The organism is Okeanomitos corallinicola TIOX110 (assembly GCF_038050375.1).
GTDB classification, from domain to species: Bacteria; Cyanobacteriota; Cyanobacteriia; order Cyanobacteriales; family Nostocaceae; genus Okeanomitos; species Okeanomitos corallinicola.
The window spans coordinates 1,885,005-1,904,443 of record NZ_CP150886.1 but is presented as its reverse complement, the minus strand read 5'-3'; the positions used below and the strand labels follow the sequence as shown (position 1 = coordinate 1,904,443).

Below are 19,439 nucleotides of genomic sequence, written 5' to 3'. Positions count from 1 at the left end.
CATGTCCGGTTAATGACAATGAACTCAACTGTTTACTCTTCACTCTTGATTTGTCACAACGAAAATTTTCAATGCCAACCTACTTAAATACTGAATTTTTAATTCTTTCTTTTTGCATATATATCTCATATATTTTATATAACTTATGGTGGAAGTAATCAAACTATATTCAAGTTAATTTGGTATAGTAATTTGTACAGGTCAAACAAAATGAGCGTAGAAAAAAAAGTAAAAGCCGCAGCTAAAAATGTCGAAGGTAAAGCGCAAGAAGCATTAGGAAATATTACAGGAGATCCAAAAGACCAAGCTGAAGGTAAAGCCAAGCAAGCAGAAAGTCAAGTACGTAACGCTGTAGAAGACGTGAAAGATGAAGTCAAAAAAAACATTGACTAGAAAAGATTAACTAGAAGACATATAGTTCGTAGTTAGAGATTTACAAATATCTAACAATGTTTTAGAGGTTGAAGCCTTACTACGAACTTGCGCTAAAAATGAAACTTAGAAAACTTAAATTTTGATTTGTCTGAGGCAGAAAATTATGGTTCTAATTCAGCAAAGTCGGAAAATTTTCATAGCTTTTGGATTAATTTTTATCCTGACATTAACAACTGCTTGCGGTGGGGGAACAGTTACAGAAACTAATCGAACAACCACACCATCAGCAGTTGGAAAGAATGTTACTTATAAAGAATTAGAGCGTGGTAATACTCCAGCAGGGCAAGATTTTGGTAAATGGGTTGTGCAAACTTCCCAGGGATTAGTTACTGATGCCTTTGTACGAGATAATAATAAATTAGGCGTGGTTATTTCTCCTCAAGTTAGTCCTAATGAAGTGAAACCTTTAGCTAGTTCTTTGGTACAAGGTTTTAAAAAGAATTTTCCTAATCAAGATTTGAAGGTTTTGATATATGCAGCCGATAAAAAATTAATTTTAACTGCTGATTATATTGCTCAGACTAATCAAATCAAATACACCTAACAGCTTATTAAAAGCTAAATTTTAGATATCCAGGAGAAAAAATAAATGGCAAGTAATGAACAATATAGACAACAAATTTTGCAAGATTTAGCTCAGGGAAATGTAGAATCTCTGGGTAATATCAATACTGTGACAACGGATGAATATGAAAATTTTGATGATTTTGCTCAGAGAACAACAACAGATCAAAGACGGCAATTATTCAGTCAATCTTTGCAACCAGAACGTATTCCTCCTAGTCAGATAGAACCGGAATTACAAAAGGCAATTGCTCAAATTAAACCCAATGAACGGGATGATGTGGCACGGGCTTTTTTCAAACAGTTAAAAGAACGAGGACTGGATGATAAAAGGTTAGAACAACAATTAAATCTTTCTACTCACAACCCTAATCGTATGACTGCTGATGATGTGAGTAATCTTGCATCTTTTACTTATCATAATCATCCTGATGTTTTTCGAGAAGTTTTAGCGGAACAACCAGGAATTATTAAGTTTCTCAGTAATCCTATTGTGGCAGGAATTATTGGGATTGCGGCGGCTAAATTTTTGGGTAGTCGGAAGTAATAATTTAGGGAAGATAAATTCCTCAAAGTCCCTCTTTTTAAGGGGGATTTAGGGGGATCTAATTATCTTTTAATTTGGTTAGGAAATTCAGGAACTAACACAGATTTTTCTAATTCACCTTGTTCATTAAAAAACTTTATTTGACCTTGTTCATTACATAACCATACTTCAATTGCTTGAGCTTCTAAATATAATTGTTTTTTAAATTCCATTTCCTCAAAAGTGTTACCCGTTGATTTAACTTCTATACAAATTTCTGGTGCAATAGAAGCGAATATTTCATCTTCAATTTGATCAAATCTTGTGTTTGAACACCAAACAACATCAGCTACTTTAACTCCATCTGATGTGTTAATTGCACATTCTGGCATGACTTCACCAGTTTTCAATAAAGATTCTAATAAACGTTGAATTCTGCCTTGATAAAATGAATGTTTAATTTTTACAGGACTCATTACAATTTGTCCCCATTTATTCAATTCAATCTTAAAGGGTAAATCTTGTAATTGTTTATTTTCACAAACTTCTTCCCATTTCATAATCAATTACCTAGAACGAGCATATCAATATCATTTTACCGAGTTTTTTAAAGGCACAAAAAAAGATAAATGATCAGTTAGCTATTCCTACAGAGCGATTCGCAATCACATTTTAAGTTCTAAACTCGAAAAAAGATTATTCCTATTTTCTCTCTGTCCAATAGTTTGGTTTGCGTTGAAGGTGCATTACAGCTAAGATTTGAATTTTATCACCATGAACTCTGTAAACTATGCCATAGGGAAATCCATCAATATGGCAACGTCTAGCATTTTGGATCATTGGTGTCCAAGCATCTGGAAAATTAACTATGCGGTTAAGTGTTTTTTCAACCGCATCAAGAAAAGTATTGCCAAGTTTAGAACTAATGTTATCGTAGTATAAAGTCGCTTCTTCAAGTTCTATTTGTGCATAAGGATCAAATTCAATCAACATCACCGATTCCTTAATCTTTGTAATACTTCATCGGCTGGTATTAACGTAACTTGACCTTCATCTATTGCCTGAATGCGATGTGCAATTTCTGTTTCCCAAGCGGCCTCAACTTCAGGATTAATTTCATCAAGACTTTTGAGAAGATGTTCAGCAAGCATCGCTCTGTATAGAGGAGGTAAGGTTAATACTGCTCCAAAAATTTCGTCGTAAGTAACGTCAGCCATACAGAAAACTCCTGACAGAGTGTGGTAATGGCATTTTAGCATAAATGCGCTTAACCCACATTACTGATTATTTAAGATTCAGATTCTTTTGTAGCTTCTTGTGTTGTTATTTCTGTAGTTAAACTATTCCAATCAAAATATTGATCATGAACTTCTTTAAGTTCGTTAATAGACGCTAAAAAATATTTTCTGATGTTTGATAAATGATTTTCCCCAGATAATAATTTTTGAATTTCAATTGTAGAATCAATAGTTATCCATCTATTATTGTCAAATTCACGTTTTATCCATTTATCTGGTTTATCATTAATTACTTTGTCCATCGAGTCAACACAATGTTTATATGTTGCATATTTAGCAGATACACCAATAGATACACCTAATTTAAGATATTTTATATTTGGATATTCTGTGGAATCTTCTGAAGTATAATCAAAATATCCTAAAAAATATCTAAATTTCCAATCTGTAAATTGTTTTGTGATTGTAAATAAACCATCATTCTTCCATTTTGAAAACATTGGTTTTTCTAGATTACCATAGCCAAAATTTTTCACAAATTCATCTTTAATTTCATCATTGAGAGTCATGTCTATAATATTTTTATTTTTATCAAAAATTCTATCAAATAGCATTGATAGTATATCAATCTCCGAGAATATCTTCCTTTGAAACATTTGATTATCCTCCATAAACTTTAATATCTCTTGTTTTAAACTATCTTCTTCATGATTATTTAAAAAATCATAAAATTCGTGCCATCTCAATTCATAAAAACTTACTTGTGGTGATTTTGATGCAAAAGTCTTAATTTCTTCTTTTGGATCATAGTCACGAGTGATATAAATTAAAATTCGATGTCTGAAATTTGGTAAATCACTCAAAATCTCAGCATATTTTTTTAAATTATTATTTCCATCTTTAGCCCCTATTTTAGACTCAATAAATATTACATCTGTATATATTTCATTTGATAACTTAACTTGTATATCAATTATACTATCTTCATTTTGATTTGGTAGTCTTGCATATTTTTTTTGAGGTGAAATTTCTATTTCAGAATAAGTTTCATCATTAATAATTGAGTGATATTTTAACCAGTTAATCAGAATAGTTTGATTATGTTGAAAAAAACAAACAACTATTTCAGTAAAAAAATTTTCAAGTGGTTTATTAACTGAATTTAGGTTGAGGTATAATAATTTAGTAAATAATGACATTATTCTTAAATCATACTGTTGTGTATAAATTATTATAGCAATGTATGTGATGTTAACTCTACAATAACTAAATCCCCGGCTTCTTTTTTAAACTTGTCAATAAATTATCAATTTATTACAGAAGTCGGGGATCTAATGTTGATCGTTTTGGTTGTGCAATTGGCGATCGCTACTACCTAACTTTCACTCTCACCACCTGATCAAGTGTAAATATATCTATAATATCAGCCAGGAAATACCTTAGACAAATCCAAAACTAAATTAGGGAAATGTGGCAACTTCACAGACTCATGAGGTAATAAAATCAACTTACGACGATAATCAAAATTACCTTGAGAATCTTGATAAGGCTCACTGTAACACTCTAAAATATTATTAATTAAATTAAAAATCCAATAATCAGAAATACCCGATTCTGCATATAAAGGTAATTTCACTTCTTGGTCATATTTCAAAGTAGAATCAGAAATTTCAACTAATAGTAAAATGTCAGACGGTGTGGGATGATCTATGAAATAGTCATCAGCACGATTACGGAGAATTGCTAAATCCGGTTCTGGTTGACTGTTTGGAGGTATAGATATAGGATCTTGATTTTGTAAGGTTGCATGATTACCTATTAATTGTGTTAACTCTCTGATTAGTCGCCTATTGAAAGTTGAATGTGATTTACCTTTTGCAGCCATTTCAATTATCTCACCTTTAATTAATTCAACTCGTTCATCTTCTCTAAAAAAGCCGAGTTCCGTTAGACGATGATATTCAGCGATGGTGAAACGTTTAGCAGTAACTATATTCATAAAAGTTAAAAGTTACAGAATTACAGAGCTATTTATATATTAACTGTTTCTCAAACTCGGAAAATTCATTTTCCATAGTTAATAAAATAAACCCCCGACTTCCCAAAGAAATCGAGGATTTAAGTATTATTTAATTAACACTATGCAATTACACAGCCGCTAATTCTTTATTGGGACGTTTGCTGTTACGAATATTGGTAATTGCTTCCGCATAATCAGGAGCATTAAACACAGCAGAACCAGCTACAATGGCATTAGCACCGGCTTCCAAAACTTGCCAGGTGTTATTAGCTTTCAGGCCGCCATCTACTTCAATCCAAGGATCTAAACCGCGTTCATCACACATTTGACGCAGTTTGCGAATTTTGGGAACTACACCAGGAATAAAGCTTTGACCACCGAAACCGGGGTTAACGCTCATAATCAGCACTAGATCACAAAGTTCTAGGGAATATTCAATTAATTCTAAAGGTGTACCGGGGTTGAGTACAACACCAGCTTTTTTACCGAGTTCTTTGATTTGTCCCAAAGTCCGGTGTAAGTGGGGTGAAGCGTTATGTTCAGCGTGTACAGAAATAATATCCGCACCAGCCTTAGCAAACCCTTCTACATATTTCTCTGGTTCTACGATCATTAAATGGACATCCAGAGGTTTGGTTGTCACTGGACGAATTGCCTCCACAACCAGAGGACCTATTGTAATATTAGGTACAAAACGTCCGTCCATTACATCAACGTGAATCCAATCTGCTCCCGCTTTATCTACAGCGCGAATATCGTCACCTAGACGACTAAAATCTGCTGATAAGATGGATGGAGCAATAACTATAGGCTTTTTAGATGGGTTTTGGGTCATGGCTAGTGGGTTTTTAAGCTTTTTCGTCTGTAAGGATTGTAACAAAATATGGACTTTTTGGAAATTGGAAATTGGTGATTGGTAACTAATTATTTTCTGTCACCTGTCACCTGTTACCTATCACCAGTCACCTGATAACTGACCATGAAAAAAATCTGGATTATCTGCGGTTTGAGTGTTTCCTGTTTAACTGTGCCTGTATTGGCATCTATGCAGTTTAGTAGTCCTTTAGGAAGTAATGGTATTGATGTGCTGAAATTACATCAACCACCTTACAATTTAACTGGTCGCAAAATTGCCATTGGTCAGGTAGAAATTGGTCGTCCTGGGATGTTTGGCTTAGATAAGACCGTCTCTAAAAACCGTGCTATTTCTCCCATGGCAGTGTTTTCAGGTACTATAAAGGCTACATCAAATAGTGGTGTTGATCCTCATGCTTACAATGTAGCAGCGGTGATGATTAGTCAAGATAAAGCTTGGACTGGAGTTGCACCAAATGCAAGACTATATTCTTCTGCTATTGGATCTACGAAAAATATGGGTCAACAAGAAGAATGTTTATCTGCACAACACATAGCATTACAAAATGGTGGTGATGTTCGCGCTATTAATTTTAGTTTTGGTGAACCTTTAAACCGTGATCCCAGGCCAGATGCAGTGTTAGATGGTCAAGCTTTACTAACTTTGTGTATTGACTGGTCAAGTCGGGTGCATAATGTTGTTTATGCGATCGCAGGTAATCAAGGTAAAGGTGGGATTCCCATTCCTACAGATAATTTTAACGGAATTAACGTTGCTTTTTCATCCCCAAGAGAGGGAATTTTTAATAAAGTTCATGTTTCTAATTTAGCAGGAAATAATCAAGGAGTAGGCGATCGCCTAGCAGGTAAAGAATTTAATCTTGGTGGACGCAGATCAGTTAGCATCATTGCTCCTGGTACTAACATTCCTGTACTCAATCCTGATGGTAAACTGAATAAAGTTACAGGTTCAAGTTTTGCCGCACCTCACCTGACAGCAACCATCGCATTATTACAAGAATTTGCAGATAGACAGTTAAAAATTAAACAGCAAAATTGGACTACGGCTGCCAGAAATCATCAAGTTATGAAAGCTGTATTATTAAATTCAGCCGAGAAAATTCAAGATAATGGTAATGGTTTATCGTTAGGAATGACCAAAAATTTAATAGACAAACAAAATCGTAATTGGTTCGCTTCCGACGCTTATAAATCTCCTCAAATTCCCCTAGATCCACAAATGGGAACTGGACATTTAAACGCCTATCGCGCCTATCAACAATTTATGTTTGGTCAATGGCAACCTAAAACAAAGATCCCTCCCATTGGTTGGGATTATAACCAAATAAATGTTAATTCTACTCTAGAATATAGTTTAGAAAAACCATTGCAACAAAACAGTTTTGTAGCCATTACTTTAACTTGGGATAGATTAGTAAAATTAAATGATAAAAACCAAAACCAACAATATGATATAGATGAATCTTTTCAAGATCAAGGATTAAATAATTTAGACCTTTATCTAATTAAAGAAGATGGGTTAAAAACAGAAACAGCTACCTGTGCTTCTGTGAGTAAAATTGATAATATAGAGCATATTTTCTGTCCCGTTCCCATTACTGGTAAATATAAAATTCGCGTCCAGTTTCAACAACAAGTAAATCAACCAACGCAACCATATTCCCTCGCTTGGTGGACTGTACCTGTAAATTAGATATTGTTACCACAGAAACCTGCTTTTTAGCCAAAATAAATACTGAAAATAAAAAATTAATTATCTAGAGATAAAACCCCGTTACCAAAACTGTAACCACCTGCTCTTTATGTACTACTATATGCGATAGTGAACATCTGATACATCATCAGCGTCTAACTTAACAGAAAGCTAGAACAACAAATGAGGTAGTAGATGAACCGATACAAATTTAACGCTCTACAAGAAAATTTTTTACAAAGAAGGTATGGAGTAAGTTTGGGTAGACGCTACGTTTTAGCCGCAGCTAGTATTATGATGTTGAATGTACTAGGATATTCTTCGGCTGAAAGTAATACCAATGCAATCAGTCAATCCCGCTTATCTAGTAGCGATTCTAGTCTCACCATAGATAAGGATAAATGGTGATATTGGGCAAAAGTTAAGAATCAAATGGTAGATTATTTTTGGTATTTTGTGACATTCTCGAATGCTTTATTCGTGCTGCTGAAATTTTGATTTTTTACAGGGATTCATCTACTTTTTAATATTTTTACTATTTTTAATCTTTAAAACAGTTTAATTTTTTTAATTTTTCCCTGTTAACAAGTATTACCAACTATTGCATACATACCATTTCTAGTTCAAGATTGTTTACATCATAAACTAGGAGATAAGGTTTCTCAACTTTATTTAGAACGCTGTCAGCAGTATCAGTAATATCTTTGAACACCTGACTCCTCACAAAAAACTTTTACAGCAAATTCTCAAGTAGTATTTACGCTAAAGTAAAAGCATCTAGCCAAACTTTTTCAAAATTATTATTATCGGGGGAATTATGGTTTTAACAGCTTCCACTATGTTAGCAATAGGCACTAAAGCACCAGATTTTCATCTACCAGAAGTAGTATCTGGAAAAAAAATATCACTCGCTACTTTTGCAACCAAAAAAGCATTACTGATAATGTTTATCTGTCGTCATTGTCCATTTGTTAAACATATCCAACAAGAATTATCAAAGTTAGGAAACGACTACTTTAATAGTGATTTAGCAATTATTGGAATTAGTGCAAATGACGCTCAAAACTACCCCAATGATGCACCAGAATCATTAAAAGAAATGGTGACTGAACTAGATTTTAAATTTCCTTTATGCTACGACGAAACCCAAGAAATAGCAAAAGCTTATACCGCAGCTTGTACACCTGATTTCTTCCTATTTGATAGTGATAGAAACCTAGTTTATCGAGGACAATTAGATGATAGTCGTCCTAGTAATAATGAACCTGTAACTGGGAAAGATTTGCGTGCAGCGATTGAAGCAGTTTTACATAATCAACCAGTTATAACTGAACAACAAGCAAGCGTTGGTTGTAATATTAAATGGCAACCAGGAAATGAGCCTAGTTATTTCGGTTAAGAAAATATCAGGCAAAAAATATAAAAAATATCATACTATCTGAGGTTGTTTCCTTCTGTTAAATCAAACAACCTCTTTCTTTTTCTTAGCACGTTTTTGTTGGTACATCAATTCATCTGCTATAGTAATTAAATGGTCTAAAGATACTGGTTGGTTATAATCATAATTCACAACTCCTATACTCATAGATACTTCAAAACTTTGATTACTTGAGCGATTATATTCATCAATAGAGTATTTGAATCGTTCGATAATAACCTCTAAACTTGGGTTATCGCCTTGTAATAACACTACAAACTCATCACCCCCTAATCTTCCCAAAGTATCAGATTGACGGAAAGTTTGTTTCATTAAATTCGCAGCTGTAACTATGGCTATATCACCCATTTCATGCCCTAATTTATCATTTATTTGTTTGAGTCCATCCAAATCAATAAACATTAAATAGGTAGAAATTTGAGTTCGTTTGGCTAATTTTAATTGTTGTTCGGCAATTACAAAAAAACCACGCCGATTGTATAAACCTGTTAACTCATCAGTTAAAGAAAGACGGCGCACTTCAGCTTCAGCAACTTTTCTTTCTTCAATTTCTCTTTCTAAAGCAATAGTCCTATTTTTGACTCGTTGTTCTAATTCAGCATAAACTTCAACATTTTCCATAGCCACAGATGTCACATCTGCTAATGCTTGCAAAACTTTGACTTCCTCTACAGTTGGTTGATGGTGAGTTGCCCAATAAGTACCAATTGCTCCTATTGGTTCTTGAGTGCGGATAGGAACCATCACCATACTTTTAACAAAAGTCGGTTTATAAGCAACATGAGGAACACGCTCATCAATACTCACATTTGCAATAATTGCAGGTTTTTGGTTAAGCATTGCCCAACCACCAATGCAAATATTCATCGGAAATCTTTGGCCTTTCCAAAGGGGAGCAATAGCATCCTCATCAGCATAGTAACAGTAACCATTATCGCGGAGTACAAAACTCGCACCATCTGATGCGGTTAATTCTCTGGCTGCTACTCGCACAATTTCCATAATTCTTTCTAAACTACGCGCTAGGGAAAGCTCTTGCACCACTATTAATAAGCGTTCCATAGCCTGTAAATATTGTCTATTTACATGATTTTCTGTCTCCACCCATGTTTGACAACACAATGAAACTGATAAGTTCTCGACCATACTACACCCCAATTATTTTTAGACGACAAGTCTAGAGATTATGTAGTAGCCTAATGTGAAATCAACTGTGTTTGTGGAAATAATTCAACAACGACATTTAACAGTTTGTTCAATTACTACTTTCATACCTGAGCATATTGTACAAGCACCACGTAAATTCTTCAACCTTTGTTCAAAAAATGTAACTTTGTGTCTTGTCATAATAATACTGATTTGTGTCACCTATTACCGAAAGGCTACTTTGTTTCCATCCAATTATCACCCGCACGTACATCAACAACTAAAGGTACACTTAAACTCACCGCATTTTCCATCTCTGACTTAATTTCTATTTGTAATTCTTCCCATTCTTGGGGAGGAACTTCAAACACTAATTCATCATGTACTTGTAACAACAACCGTGCTTGATATTTTTTTAAAACTTCATGTAATCGTACCATCGCTATTTTAATAATATCTGCACTTGAACCTTGAATTGGTGCATTAGCAGCAGAACGCAATAACCCCGCATCATAAGCACCCAAATTTTTTAACTTACTCAAATCAATATCTTCTAAACTACTACCTTTTAAATTCTGTAAGCTTCTAGTAGTAAACTCGAAATAACGTCTTCTTCCCAAAATTGTCTCTACATATCCCTGACAAATAGCTTGTTTTTTAACAGTTTCTAAATATGCAAACACTAGCGGATATCTTTGGTTAAACTTTTTAATAAATTCATTTGCAGTATTTTTATCTACACCTGTAGAGCGGGAAAATTTTAACGACCCCATCCCATAAATGACACCAAAATTAATTGTTTTCGCAAAACGTCTTTCTTCTGATGTTACTTCATCTTTTTCAAACACTAACTTTGCTGTGACTGTATGAATATCTTCATTATTTTGATAAGCTGAAATTAATACAGGTTCTTGACTCAAATGTGCTAAAATTCTTAACTCAATTTGTGAATAGTCCGCAGCAACCATTAACCAACCAGACTCAGGTAAAAATGCTTTTCTAATTTGACGACTAAAAGCTGTCCGAATGGGAATATTTTGTAAATTGGGATTAGAAGAAGATAACCGACCGGTTGCAGTTGCAGTTTGGTTAAAATTAGTATGTATTCTCTGAGTTTTGGGATGTACCAATGCAGGTAAAGCATCTACATAGGTAGATTTTAATTTTGATAATGTTCTATTTTCAATAATTAAATCAACAAAACCAGTCTCATCAACTTCTTGGAGTTTTTCTAAAGTTGCAGCATCGGTAGAATAACCTGTTTGAATTTTCCGGGAATGCTTGGTACTTAAACCCAGTTTTTCAAATAAAATATAACTAAGTTGTTTAGGAGAACCTAGATTAAACTTTTCACCAGCAATTTCAGTAGCTTGTATTTCTAATTTCGCTAATTCTGTTTCTAATTGCTGGGATAATTCTTGTAAATAAGCGGAGTTAATTCTTACTCCTGTATATTCAATTTCTGCTAAAACCGCTTCTAGAGGTTGTTCTACTTCTACTAATAATTTAGCTAATTCTGGTATTTGATTTAATTCTTCCTGTAATTTCAGAACTAATTGAAATGTCGCATAAACTTGATTGCCACAATAATAACCTACGGTATTGATATCAATATCAGAAATATTTTTCTGTGGTTCTTTTTTTCCAGCTTTGGGAACTATTTGATTATATTCTGTTAATTGTAAACCCAAATATCTTAAAGATAAATCGCTTAAATTATGGGTATTATCTGGATTTAGCAAATAACTTGCTAACATGGGATCAAATACTACACCAGCTAAGTTAATTCCTTGATTTTTAAAAATCAATCGGTCAAATTTAGCATTTTGAAATGTTTTCGGATAATCTGCACTTTCTAAAATTTGACGTAATGCTGATAACACAACATCTAGTTGTAAATTATTGCCGTTTTTATGGCCAACGGGAATATAAGCAGCTTCATTTTCTCCTGTTCCCCAACAACAACCAATTCCTACTAAATCTGCATCTCTGGGATCTAAATCTGTAGTTTCCGTATCCCAAGCAACGGGTTTTTCTGGGTTAGTATGTTTTTGGAGAATACTAACTAATTCTTGTAATTTATCTGCGGTGTTAATAATAGATATCTGAATTGATGAATCATTTTGTTTCTCAGCATTTGCTGTATCTTCAGCACTAAAAAACCATAACTCATCATCATCTTCTGATTCAATTTTATTGATTTCTGCTGGTTTTGTTTCTGAAACTTCTCCACCAAACTTTTCTTGTAATTTGTTGATTTGTTCTATGAATTTATTAAATTCTAATTTCTCTAAAATCGGAATTAAAAGATTATGATCAAACCCTGTTAATTGACAATCTTCTAAGTTAACTTCTAAGGGTACATCTACAACTATCTGTGCTAAGTATTGAGAATGTAGTGCATCATCTTTACCAGCAACTAACTTTTTCTGATTTGCACCTGTTATTTCATCTATATTTTTATATATTCCTTCTAAAGAATTATAGGTGTTTAATAATTTTACTGCTGTTTTTGCCCCAATTCCTTTAACTCCAGGAATATTATCTGATGTATCACCACATAGGGCTTTATAATCTACAATTTGTGTGGGTAAAACGCCTAATTTTTCTTGAACTTGTTCTGCGTGAAATTCAGTGATACTATTTGCAGAACGTTTTAAAGCTTCTGGACTAAAATTTAAAACTGTAATATTTTTTTCAGCATTAATGAGTTGGAATAAATCTCTATCCCCTGATAAAATCTTCACCCCATAACCAGCAGTAGAGGCTTTTTGGGCTAAAGTTCCTAAAACATCATCCGCTTCATAACCAGGTGATGTAAAAATAGGTAAATTTAAAGCTCTCAGTAAATCTTGTAAATTCTCTATATCAGGAATAAAATCTTCTGGTGTTTCTGCTCGACCCGCTTTATAGGTATCATCCGCTTCGTGACGAAAAGTAGGTAAACCCAAATCAAACGCTACGGCCATTGCTTGGGGTTGTTCTGTTTTCATTACTTCTAAGAGACATTTAAGAAAACCAAAACATACGCTGGTAGGAATACCGTCCTTTGTACGTAGTCCTCCGTTTTTACCCTTAGCAAAGGCAAAATAGGAACGGAAAGCCAGAGAGTGTCCATCTACGAGAATAAACGTAGGAGTTTCGTGGATTTGCGGATGAGAATTCAAATTACTAACGGAATCTAGAGACATAATCATATTATAGCTAGTGTTTTTTCTGGTGTAGATAATACTTAAACTAAGTATTTATTTGTTACATTTAGGTAAGTATCGGAAATTTACTATTATTACTTTATGTTTTTTGATGATTTTAGTAGTGAATAATAAAATTACAAAGCTGTATTTTAAACATCAATTGCTTGGATTCGTGCTTTTGATAAAACCAAATAGAGAAAGTCTAGAAAATCATGTAACTTTTGATATATAAAGATTTTAAGTTTTTTTTGTTATTTATCTACTAAAAAATATTTATAAAGTCAGAACTTATTGTATCAGGGATTTTACTTAAACAGAATATATATATTATATATTTGTTTTACGGCAACGATTATCTAAATTATTTAAAATTTAGACTAAATCAAGTATTTTCACGAAAGTATTAATTATGATTTTAGAGTTAAATGTGATCAGTAAAAGTAATTTTAGCCATATACACAATGAACTCTAAACTTTTTGGCGCTTTAGCAGCTGCCACTACCCTAGCCGGAATTGTTGTTACCGGTGGAACTGCAAATGCAGCTTCTATTAGCTATAGTGCTAATTCTGGAGATTTCGCTTCCACCGATTTCTATGATACAGTACTCAGCATTCAAAAATTTAATTCTGCTCTGGGTACACTTGAAAGTGTGACTTTAGATATCACTGGCAACATCAAAGGAGATGCCAGGTTTGAGAGCTTGGATGCAGCTGCAACTATAATCAGAACAGAGATTGGTGCAGATCTATTTTTAAATCAGGGCAGTACAAATTTACTTACACTGAATCTATCTCAGAGTGAGTTATTTAACGCGACAGCTTTTGATGGTCAAATTGATTTTGGTGGCACTTCTGGAGGCTCTTTTGACAATATTATGGATCAAAGGGCACAGACTCAGACTCTAACCGATAACTTAGGTGCTTTTATTGGTTCTGGTAATATTGACTTCTTGCTTTCAGCTACAGCTCGATCAAGTATTACAGGATCAGGTAATCTTGCGACTATTATTAATACACTTGCTAAAGGGGAATTGACAGTTACATATAACTATAGTGCGACTTCCGTACCTGAACCATCAGCTTTTCTGGGATTTGGTTTAATTGCTGGTTTTGGATTGTTGTCACAACGCAAAAAAAGCCGATTTCAAATCTCCAAGTAGTACATTTTTTGATAGGTGGTTTTTCCACCCAATTCTTGATCTTTATATTTGTTCTTTATCGTATTTATCAAAATGCGGTAAATTTTCATTTTTACCCAAAAATTTATTAACAATACTCCCCATTACTGACTACTGCCTGTTAACCTTTGACTGGAACTGAGATTGTGGGGAATTTATGCACAAAGCATCTGCTCTTGCAAATAATATCAAGCTATTAGTTTTAGATATAGATGGTACGATTGCTGGCCATGACAATCAAGTCAGTGAAACTGTCAAACAAGCTATTACCGCAGTCCGAGCTAAAGGTATTCACGTAGCCATAGCTACGGGTAGAATGTATTGTTCGGCTTTGCGTTTCCACGAGGAAATCAAGTCTAATTTACCATTAACAGCCTATCAAGGGGCTTGGATTCAAGATCCAAATACTGGTGAAATTCACCGTCATTTAACGGTTTCTCCACAAATAGCTGATCAGTTATTAGATTACTTTGAAAAACCACAATGGCGATCGCTCCTCTCTGTCCATTTCTACATCAATGATCAACTCTATGTCCGGGAAATTACTACAAATACAGCCAGTTATGCTGAACGTTGTGGTGTTGATCCCATTCCCGTAGGTGATTTAAGGCAAGTATTAACTGACAAGATACCAACTAAAGTTTTAGCACTATGTAACGATGTAGATTTAATTAAAAATATGATGGGTGATTTACGTTTACAATATACACCCGCAGAATTATATATGACTACTTCAGTCGCTACATTTTTAGAAGTAGCCAATCCTTTTGTTAATAAAGGCTATGCCGTCCGTTACATTGCTGAAGAAATATTAGGAATAGAAAGCAGTCAGGTAATGACTATTGGGGATAATTTTAATGATGTAGAAATGTTGGAGTATGCAGGTATTGGTGTAGCGATGGGAAGCGCACCAGAACCAGTACAGGCTATTTCTAATTGGGTAACTCCCAGTGTAGAGAATGATGGAGTTGCGATCGCCATAGAAAAATTCTTACTCTAATCTAACTTTAACATCTCCTAAACATCAGAAAGACACCGACGACTGGCCGTGTTTCGTCTCGGTGTCCTTGCTGGTTCGCCCCTCACACACCTGACAATATAGCCCAGGAGATCAATACCGTCAATAGTTAAATAGGGAATTGGGAATTGGTAATTGGTAAAAATCCTTTTCACCCCCTCACCCCCTCACCCACTCTGGGAGCATCCCACTCTCCCCCTTTCATAATTCCCAAGGTGCGACAATCCCTAACTTCCCTTCTAACACAGACTGTAAAACCCACTGAGTAGCCATCAGTAATCCTAATCTAGCCTGTGCTAACTCCAAAGAATTAATTTTCACTTCTCCCCAAATGCGACACTCGCACCAAAAACTTTCAAAAGCTGCACTCAATCTTAAAGCAGCTGTATTCCAGTTAACTACACTCTTAGAATCAGGAAATACTAGATTATCTACCGTTTTCACCAGCAACGCAAGTAAACGCAATTCCTCTGGCCGATAAAAACGCAATTTTTGATCACAGTCCAGCCAAGGTATAGATTGGGTTGGTGATAGTTCCAAAATATTGGCACCATCCTGTACAATTTTAATCAGCCCATCTCTACTAGCTAATTTCAGCAGCGAACAGCAGCGTGCATGGGTATACTGAACCTGAAAACATAAATCAATATTTTTTAACCCACAGTCTTGAGGATGAAGTTCTCCAACTCTGATATTAGTGAATTGATTTATTTGCTCACACTCCTTTAAATGCCTTTTTTCATCTATCAAAAAATTTAACCAAGCTGCTAAAGTAGGATCAGTTAGTTCTATATGAATCCAAGCCGGAGGAACAACTTTAACGTGAAAAAACTCGCTACAGCTTGCTGATAAATAAGCCGCAATGTCTCTAACAAACCTCGTAGATTGTGAACCATCACCTCCTGAAAGTTGCAAAGCTACACTGGAAATATATAAAATTTTTCTCACATCTGTATCTTGGTATAGAGGCACTCGACCATTTTTTATCAATAAAATTTCCTCATCCTTAGTATAAACACTTAGGAAATTCCTTAAATGGATATATACTAGATGTTTAATCGAGGTATACTTCTGAAACAGTAGCCAATGATGCACGTAGTTATTGAGGAAAGTTTCATGGTTATCAAGATTTTATCCTGTTCTATCCACCTTTAGGTAGAAGTTTAGTCTAAGTAAAGAAAAATGAGAGTAGGATAAAATTTCATGAATAATCAATGAATGATTAGTAAACTTTACTACCCTCATTGTACAGTAAGAAGTATAACGAAAGAGTAGAGAGTAATAATCACTTTCTACACTTTAGACGGCAAACGCTATTGTGCGTTAAGCCAACCCTGTTAACACAAAGACACTCCTTGCAGCATATTATTTAGTCTTTGTCTTCAGCCGAACGCTCTTTGTTACCTATGCAATCTCAATCCTCTTTTTCCGAAGCATCACGGCCTTTCCTCACTTGGCAACGAATTCTTGACTGGGCCCAAGAACACTACCGCTGCCGCACCTTCAGCAAAGATGAACGCATTCCAGCTAGACCCGGATTGCTATATTTAGTCCAACGAGGTGCAATCCGCATGGTAGGGACAGCCCAAGTCAGTGCCACTGCCAGCCAGTTGACATCTCGACGCATCAACAGAACCCCAGAAGAAGCATTTTTGGGTTTTGTCGGAGCAGGGCAACCATTTGAAATCGTGGCACAATCACCCTTTACACTCCAATCCTACGCTCACGTTGACCAAACTGCCGTCCTCTGGATGTACTGGCATGATTTGGATAACTGGCCTCACTTCCGTCGGGAAGTCATGGATGCCTTTAGATATCAACACCAGCGCAAACTATTGTGGCTGAGTGCTTTGGGACAACGCCGCACCATTGACAGACTACTCGGATTCCTCACCTTATTAATTGAGGAATATGGAGAACCGGCAATGAGTGAAACAGATCCCGATGTGATTCGTGGTTATTGTTTACCTTTCCCTCTCACCCATGCTCAAATAGGTAGTGCTATTGGTTCTACTCGCGTTACCGTTACCCGCTTAATGGGTAAATTGCGTCAACGTGGATTAATCCTCACTCAAGGGGATAACTTGATTTGCTTGCCAGCAGAGTCAATTAACAGAGTCAACTAAAAAGCACACTCACAAAGCCACTGTGAAATGTGCTAGTTACTTGGTTTATGGGAAGAAATGACTAGCAGGTGTCAGCGGATTTTAACAAACCCAGCTTGGGAAATTAGTTCCTGTCCCTGCTCTGTTAGCAACAAGTTAGCATAAGCAACACCAGCTTTTTCCTCAGTTTGACCATTCTGTTTGACCACCACAAACAGATTCCGGGTAATCGGGTATTTTCCTGATTGAAAAGCCTGAATGTTCAGTTGGTTGCGCTGATTAGGACATTGATTAGGGAGAATCAATGGTTCTTGATAAGGAGCAACATATTCATTGGCTGTCCTGCCTATGGGTAAAGGTTTAACAGAACATTGAGGAACAACCTCTGGAGCAGAAGCGTAATAGATACCACCAGGACTATCAGCCAGCTTTCTTAAGGCTTGGGTGGTCGTAGAGACATACTCTACTTGGGAATCGAAAGCTTGACCACCCAAAATGTCTTGGACAAAAAGCTCAACTGTGCCGCCATCACTAACACGGCGTGTAATTGCCTTAATGGGTAAATTTGGTCCCCCAATTTCACTCCAATTTTTGATCTTGCCTGTGTAGATGGATTTTAGCTGGTTTATTGTCAATCCCGGAACATTCAGATTTGGATTGACAGCCACAGCTAACCCATCAATAGCGATAGGAATTTGATTCAATTGAAACCCACGTTGTTGGGCGCGTTTTAATTCTGCATCCGTAACTGGTCGGGAAGACTGGGCAAAAGTTAATTTACCTTCAATTAAAGACTGTATCCCGGTACTAGAACCAGGAGTAACATTATTGGTGGGTTGTAAATACCGTAGTCTGTATTCTGGCTTGGCGGTTTGAATGACCGAATCAACTGCTAAACGAATGGGGGCCCAAGATGTACTACCACCATAATTAAATAATCCCGTCGGGACATTGGCTACAGTAGCAAAGTTTGTACTATTGGAGTTTGTACTATTAGAGTTTTTTGGTGTGTTCTGGGGTTGACTGGGTGGAGTGGAATTAGGACTATTAGTCTGATTTGGAGATTTAACCACATTGGTTATATCAACTTTTGATTCTTTGGTAAACCAGAAGTAACCCGCACCCAGTAGTAATATCGTTGTAAATAGAGATAGAACCAGAACTAAAGCTTCTTTTTTCTGCGACATAATTTAATTTTCCATATTTTTTGTTAGCTACAGCACTTTCCGCTATTATGTGGTACACCCTTGGCGGGCAAGATGCCCACCCCACAAAAGTTTTATCATTTATTTATGTCTGTATCTTATTGGTATGAAATCTGCTGTATTAAATCGGGAGTCAGCAGAAAGAAGAAACAGAATTGATTTTCCTCCTCATCACCCGATCACTCCATCACCCCAAGTGTTGGTAAATACAAACTCCTCTTGGGGTTGGCGTTGACGTTCTGCAAATTCCCGTTGCTGATATTGTTGCGGTAAGGTTTGGGGATCACCTGGATAACCGATAGCGATCGCTGTTACTGGTTCGTATCCTGCGGGAATTTTGTATATTTCTCGTGTTTTCTCAACATCAAAACCACCCATCTGATGCACAAATAATCCTAAAGATGTTGCTTGAGTTGTTAAATTACAAACTGCTGCACCGACATCATAAAAAGCATGACGGTTAGGGTTGCCATTTTTATCAAAGTTTAATTTTGCCACCGATATCATCAACACAGGGGCATTTTTCGCCCACACTTGATTGGCTTCAACTATACAACTTAGTAACTTGTTAAATTCCTCTGGATTTTCTTGAGTGGCAATTATAAAATGCCAAGGTTGCTCATTGAAACAAGATGCTGTCCAACGGACGGCTTCTAATAAACTAGATATTGTTTCTGGTGTGATGGGTTTGTTGGAAAATGCCAAAGGACTCCAACGATCTTGTAATAATTTATGGATGGGATATTGGTTTTTAGCTGGTTTTTCCATGATATTTTGGTTTTTGATTTGCAAGTTTTACAAGT

The 19,439-nt window shown here is 35.5% G+C and carries 20 protein-coding genes; 9 read left to right on the top strand and 11 right to left on the bottom strand.

All coding sequences use genetic code 11. From position 1 onward, the window contains the following. The first annotated feature begins 210 nt into the window (after positions 1-210). The 3 genes from WJM97_RS08280 to WJM97_RS08270 all read left to right on the top strand — a co-directional run bounded on the left by WJM97_RS08280 (position 211) and on the right by WJM97_RS08270 (position 1,546). A complete protein-coding gene (locus tag WJM97_RS08280) occupies positions 211-393 on the top strand; it encodes a CsbD family protein (protein ID WP_353932568.1) in 183 nt (60 codons plus the stop codon). 145 nt (positions 394-538) lie between these two features. Then, positions 539-979: a hypothetical protein gene (locus WJM97_RS08275; RefSeq protein WP_353932567.1), complete on the top strand. Its 441-nt coding sequence runs from the start codon at positions 539-541 to the stop codon at positions 977-979. Positions 980-1,024: 45 nt separating this feature from the next. Continuing rightward, entirely contained in the window at positions 1,025-1,546 is a 522-nt protein-coding gene (locus tag WJM97_RS08270; RefSeq protein WP_353932566.1) for a hypothetical protein, read from the top strand. 62 nt (positions 1,547-1,608) lie between these two features. Here WJM97_RS08270 and WJM97_RS08265 read toward each other — a convergent pair whose 3' ends face one another. From WJM97_RS08265 to rpe, 6 genes are all read right to left on the bottom strand, one after another. Next, complete coding sequence (locus tag WJM97_RS08265) at positions 1,609-2,085, bottom strand: Uma2 family endonuclease (RefSeq protein WP_353932565.1); 477 nt, start codon at positions 2,083-2,085, stop codon at positions 1,609-1,611. Positions 2,086-2,227: 142 nt separating this feature from the next. Beyond that, positions 2,228-2,518, bottom strand: a complete 291-nt coding sequence (locus tag WJM97_RS08260) for a type II toxin-antitoxin system RelE/ParE family toxin (RefSeq protein WP_353932564.1) — start codon at positions 2,516-2,518, stop codon at positions 2,228-2,230. Then, positions 2,518-2,742: an addiction module protein gene (locus tag WJM97_RS08255; protein ID WP_353932563.1), complete on the bottom strand. Its 225-nt coding sequence runs from the start codon at positions 2,740-2,742 to the stop codon at positions 2,518-2,520. The genes WJM97_RS08260 and WJM97_RS08255 overlap by 1 nt, the downstream gene beginning before the upstream one ends. Positions 2,743-2,813: 71 nt before the next feature. Continuing rightward, positions 2,814-3,962: a PD-(D/E)XK nuclease family protein gene (locus tag WJM97_RS08250; protein WP_353932562.1), complete on the bottom strand. Its 1,149-nt coding sequence runs from the start codon at positions 3,960-3,962 to the stop codon at positions 2,814-2,816. A gap of 224 nt (positions 3,963-4,186) precedes the next feature. Next, positions 4,187-4,762 carry a Uma2 family endonuclease gene (locus tag WJM97_RS08245; RefSeq protein ID WP_353932561.1) on the bottom strand — a complete coding sequence of 192 codons (576 nt, stop codon included), beginning with the start codon at positions 4,760-4,762 and terminating at the stop codon, positions 4,187-4,189. A 148-nt stretch (positions 4,763-4,910) separates the two neighbouring features. After that, entirely contained in the window at positions 4,911-5,618 is a 708-nt protein-coding gene (gene rpe / locus WJM97_RS08240; protein ID WP_353932560.1) for a ribulose-phosphate 3-epimerase, read from the bottom strand. A 144-nt stretch (positions 5,619-5,762) separates the two neighbouring features. Here rpe and WJM97_RS08235 point away from each other — a divergent pair, with 144 nt between their 5' ends. The 3 genes from WJM97_RS08235 to WJM97_RS08225 all read left to right on the top strand — a co-directional run bounded on the left by WJM97_RS08235 (position 5,763) and on the right by WJM97_RS08225 (position 8,751). Beyond that, entirely contained in the window at positions 5,763-7,352 is a 1,590-nt protein-coding gene (locus WJM97_RS08235) for a S8 family serine peptidase (protein WP_353932559.1), read from the top strand. Positions 7,353-7,547: 195 nt separating this feature from the next. Further along, the gene (locus WJM97_RS08230; RefSeq protein ID WP_353932558.1) at positions 7,548-7,760 is read left to right on the top strand and encodes a proteinase inhibitor I4 serpin; all 213 of its coding nucleotides are present in this window, start codon (positions 7,548-7,550) and stop codon (positions 7,758-7,760) included. A 409-nt stretch (positions 7,761-8,169) separates the two neighbouring features. Beyond that, entirely contained in the window at positions 8,170-8,751 is a 582-nt protein-coding gene (locus WJM97_RS08225) for a thioredoxin family protein (protein ID WP_353932557.1), read from the top strand. 63 nt (positions 8,752-8,814) lie between these two features. On the opposite strand, the gene WJM97_RS08220 is transcribed toward WJM97_RS08225, so the two are convergent. Together WJM97_RS08220 and polA are read right to left on the bottom strand one after the other, a co-directional pair. After that, positions 8,815-9,936, bottom strand: a complete 1,122-nt coding sequence (locus WJM97_RS08220) for a sensor domain-containing diguanylate cyclase (protein ID WP_353932556.1) — start codon at positions 9,934-9,936, stop codon at positions 8,815-8,817. 236 nt (positions 9,937-10,172) lie between these two features. Then, positions 10,173-13,127: a DNA polymerase I gene (gene polA, locus WJM97_RS08215; RefSeq protein WP_353932555.1), complete on the bottom strand. Its 2,955-nt coding sequence runs from the start codon at positions 13,125-13,127 to the stop codon at positions 10,173-10,175. A 464-nt stretch (positions 13,128-13,591) separates the two neighbouring features. On the opposite strand from polA, the gene WJM97_RS08210 reads away from it, so the two are divergent. Then, complete coding sequence (locus WJM97_RS08210) at positions 13,592-14,290, top strand: PEP-CTERM sorting domain-containing protein (protein ID WP_353932554.1); 699 nt, start codon at positions 13,592-13,594, stop codon at positions 14,288-14,290. A gap of 175 nt (positions 14,291-14,465) precedes the next feature. After that, positions 14,466-15,308 (top strand): Cof-type HAD-IIB family hydrolase, encoded by an 843-nt coding sequence (locus tag WJM97_RS08205; protein WP_353932553.1) that lies wholly within the window; start codon positions 14,466-14,468, stop codon positions 15,306-15,308. 219 nt (positions 15,309-15,527) lie between these two features. On the opposite strand, the gene WJM97_RS08200 is transcribed toward WJM97_RS08205, so the two are convergent. Then, on the bottom strand, positions 15,528-16,298 hold the full coding sequence (locus WJM97_RS08200; RefSeq protein WP_353932552.1) for a DALR anticodon-binding domain-containing protein: 771 nt from the start codon (positions 16,296-16,298) through the stop codon (positions 15,528-15,530). A gap of 434 nt (positions 16,299-16,732) precedes the next feature. Between WJM97_RS08200 and WJM97_RS08195 the strand changes: the two genes are divergently transcribed. Continuing rightward, complete coding sequence (locus WJM97_RS08195; RefSeq protein WP_353932551.1) at positions 16,733-17,452, top strand: Crp/Fnr family transcriptional regulator; 720 nt, start codon at positions 16,733-16,735, stop codon at positions 17,450-17,452. Positions 17,453-17,523: 71 nt separating this feature from the next. On the opposite strand, the gene WJM97_RS08190 is transcribed toward WJM97_RS08195, so the two are convergent. Then, positions 17,524-18,618, bottom strand: a complete 1,095-nt coding sequence (locus WJM97_RS08190; RefSeq protein ID WP_353932550.1) for a PstS family phosphate ABC transporter substrate-binding protein — start codon at positions 18,616-18,618, stop codon at positions 17,524-17,526. Between the two features lie 189 nt (positions 18,619-18,807). Beyond that, positions 18,808-19,404, bottom strand: a complete 597-nt coding sequence (locus tag WJM97_RS08185) for a nitroreductase family protein (protein WP_353932549.1) — start codon at positions 19,402-19,404, stop codon at positions 18,808-18,810. Between the last annotated feature and the right edge of the window lie 35 nt (positions 19,405-19,439).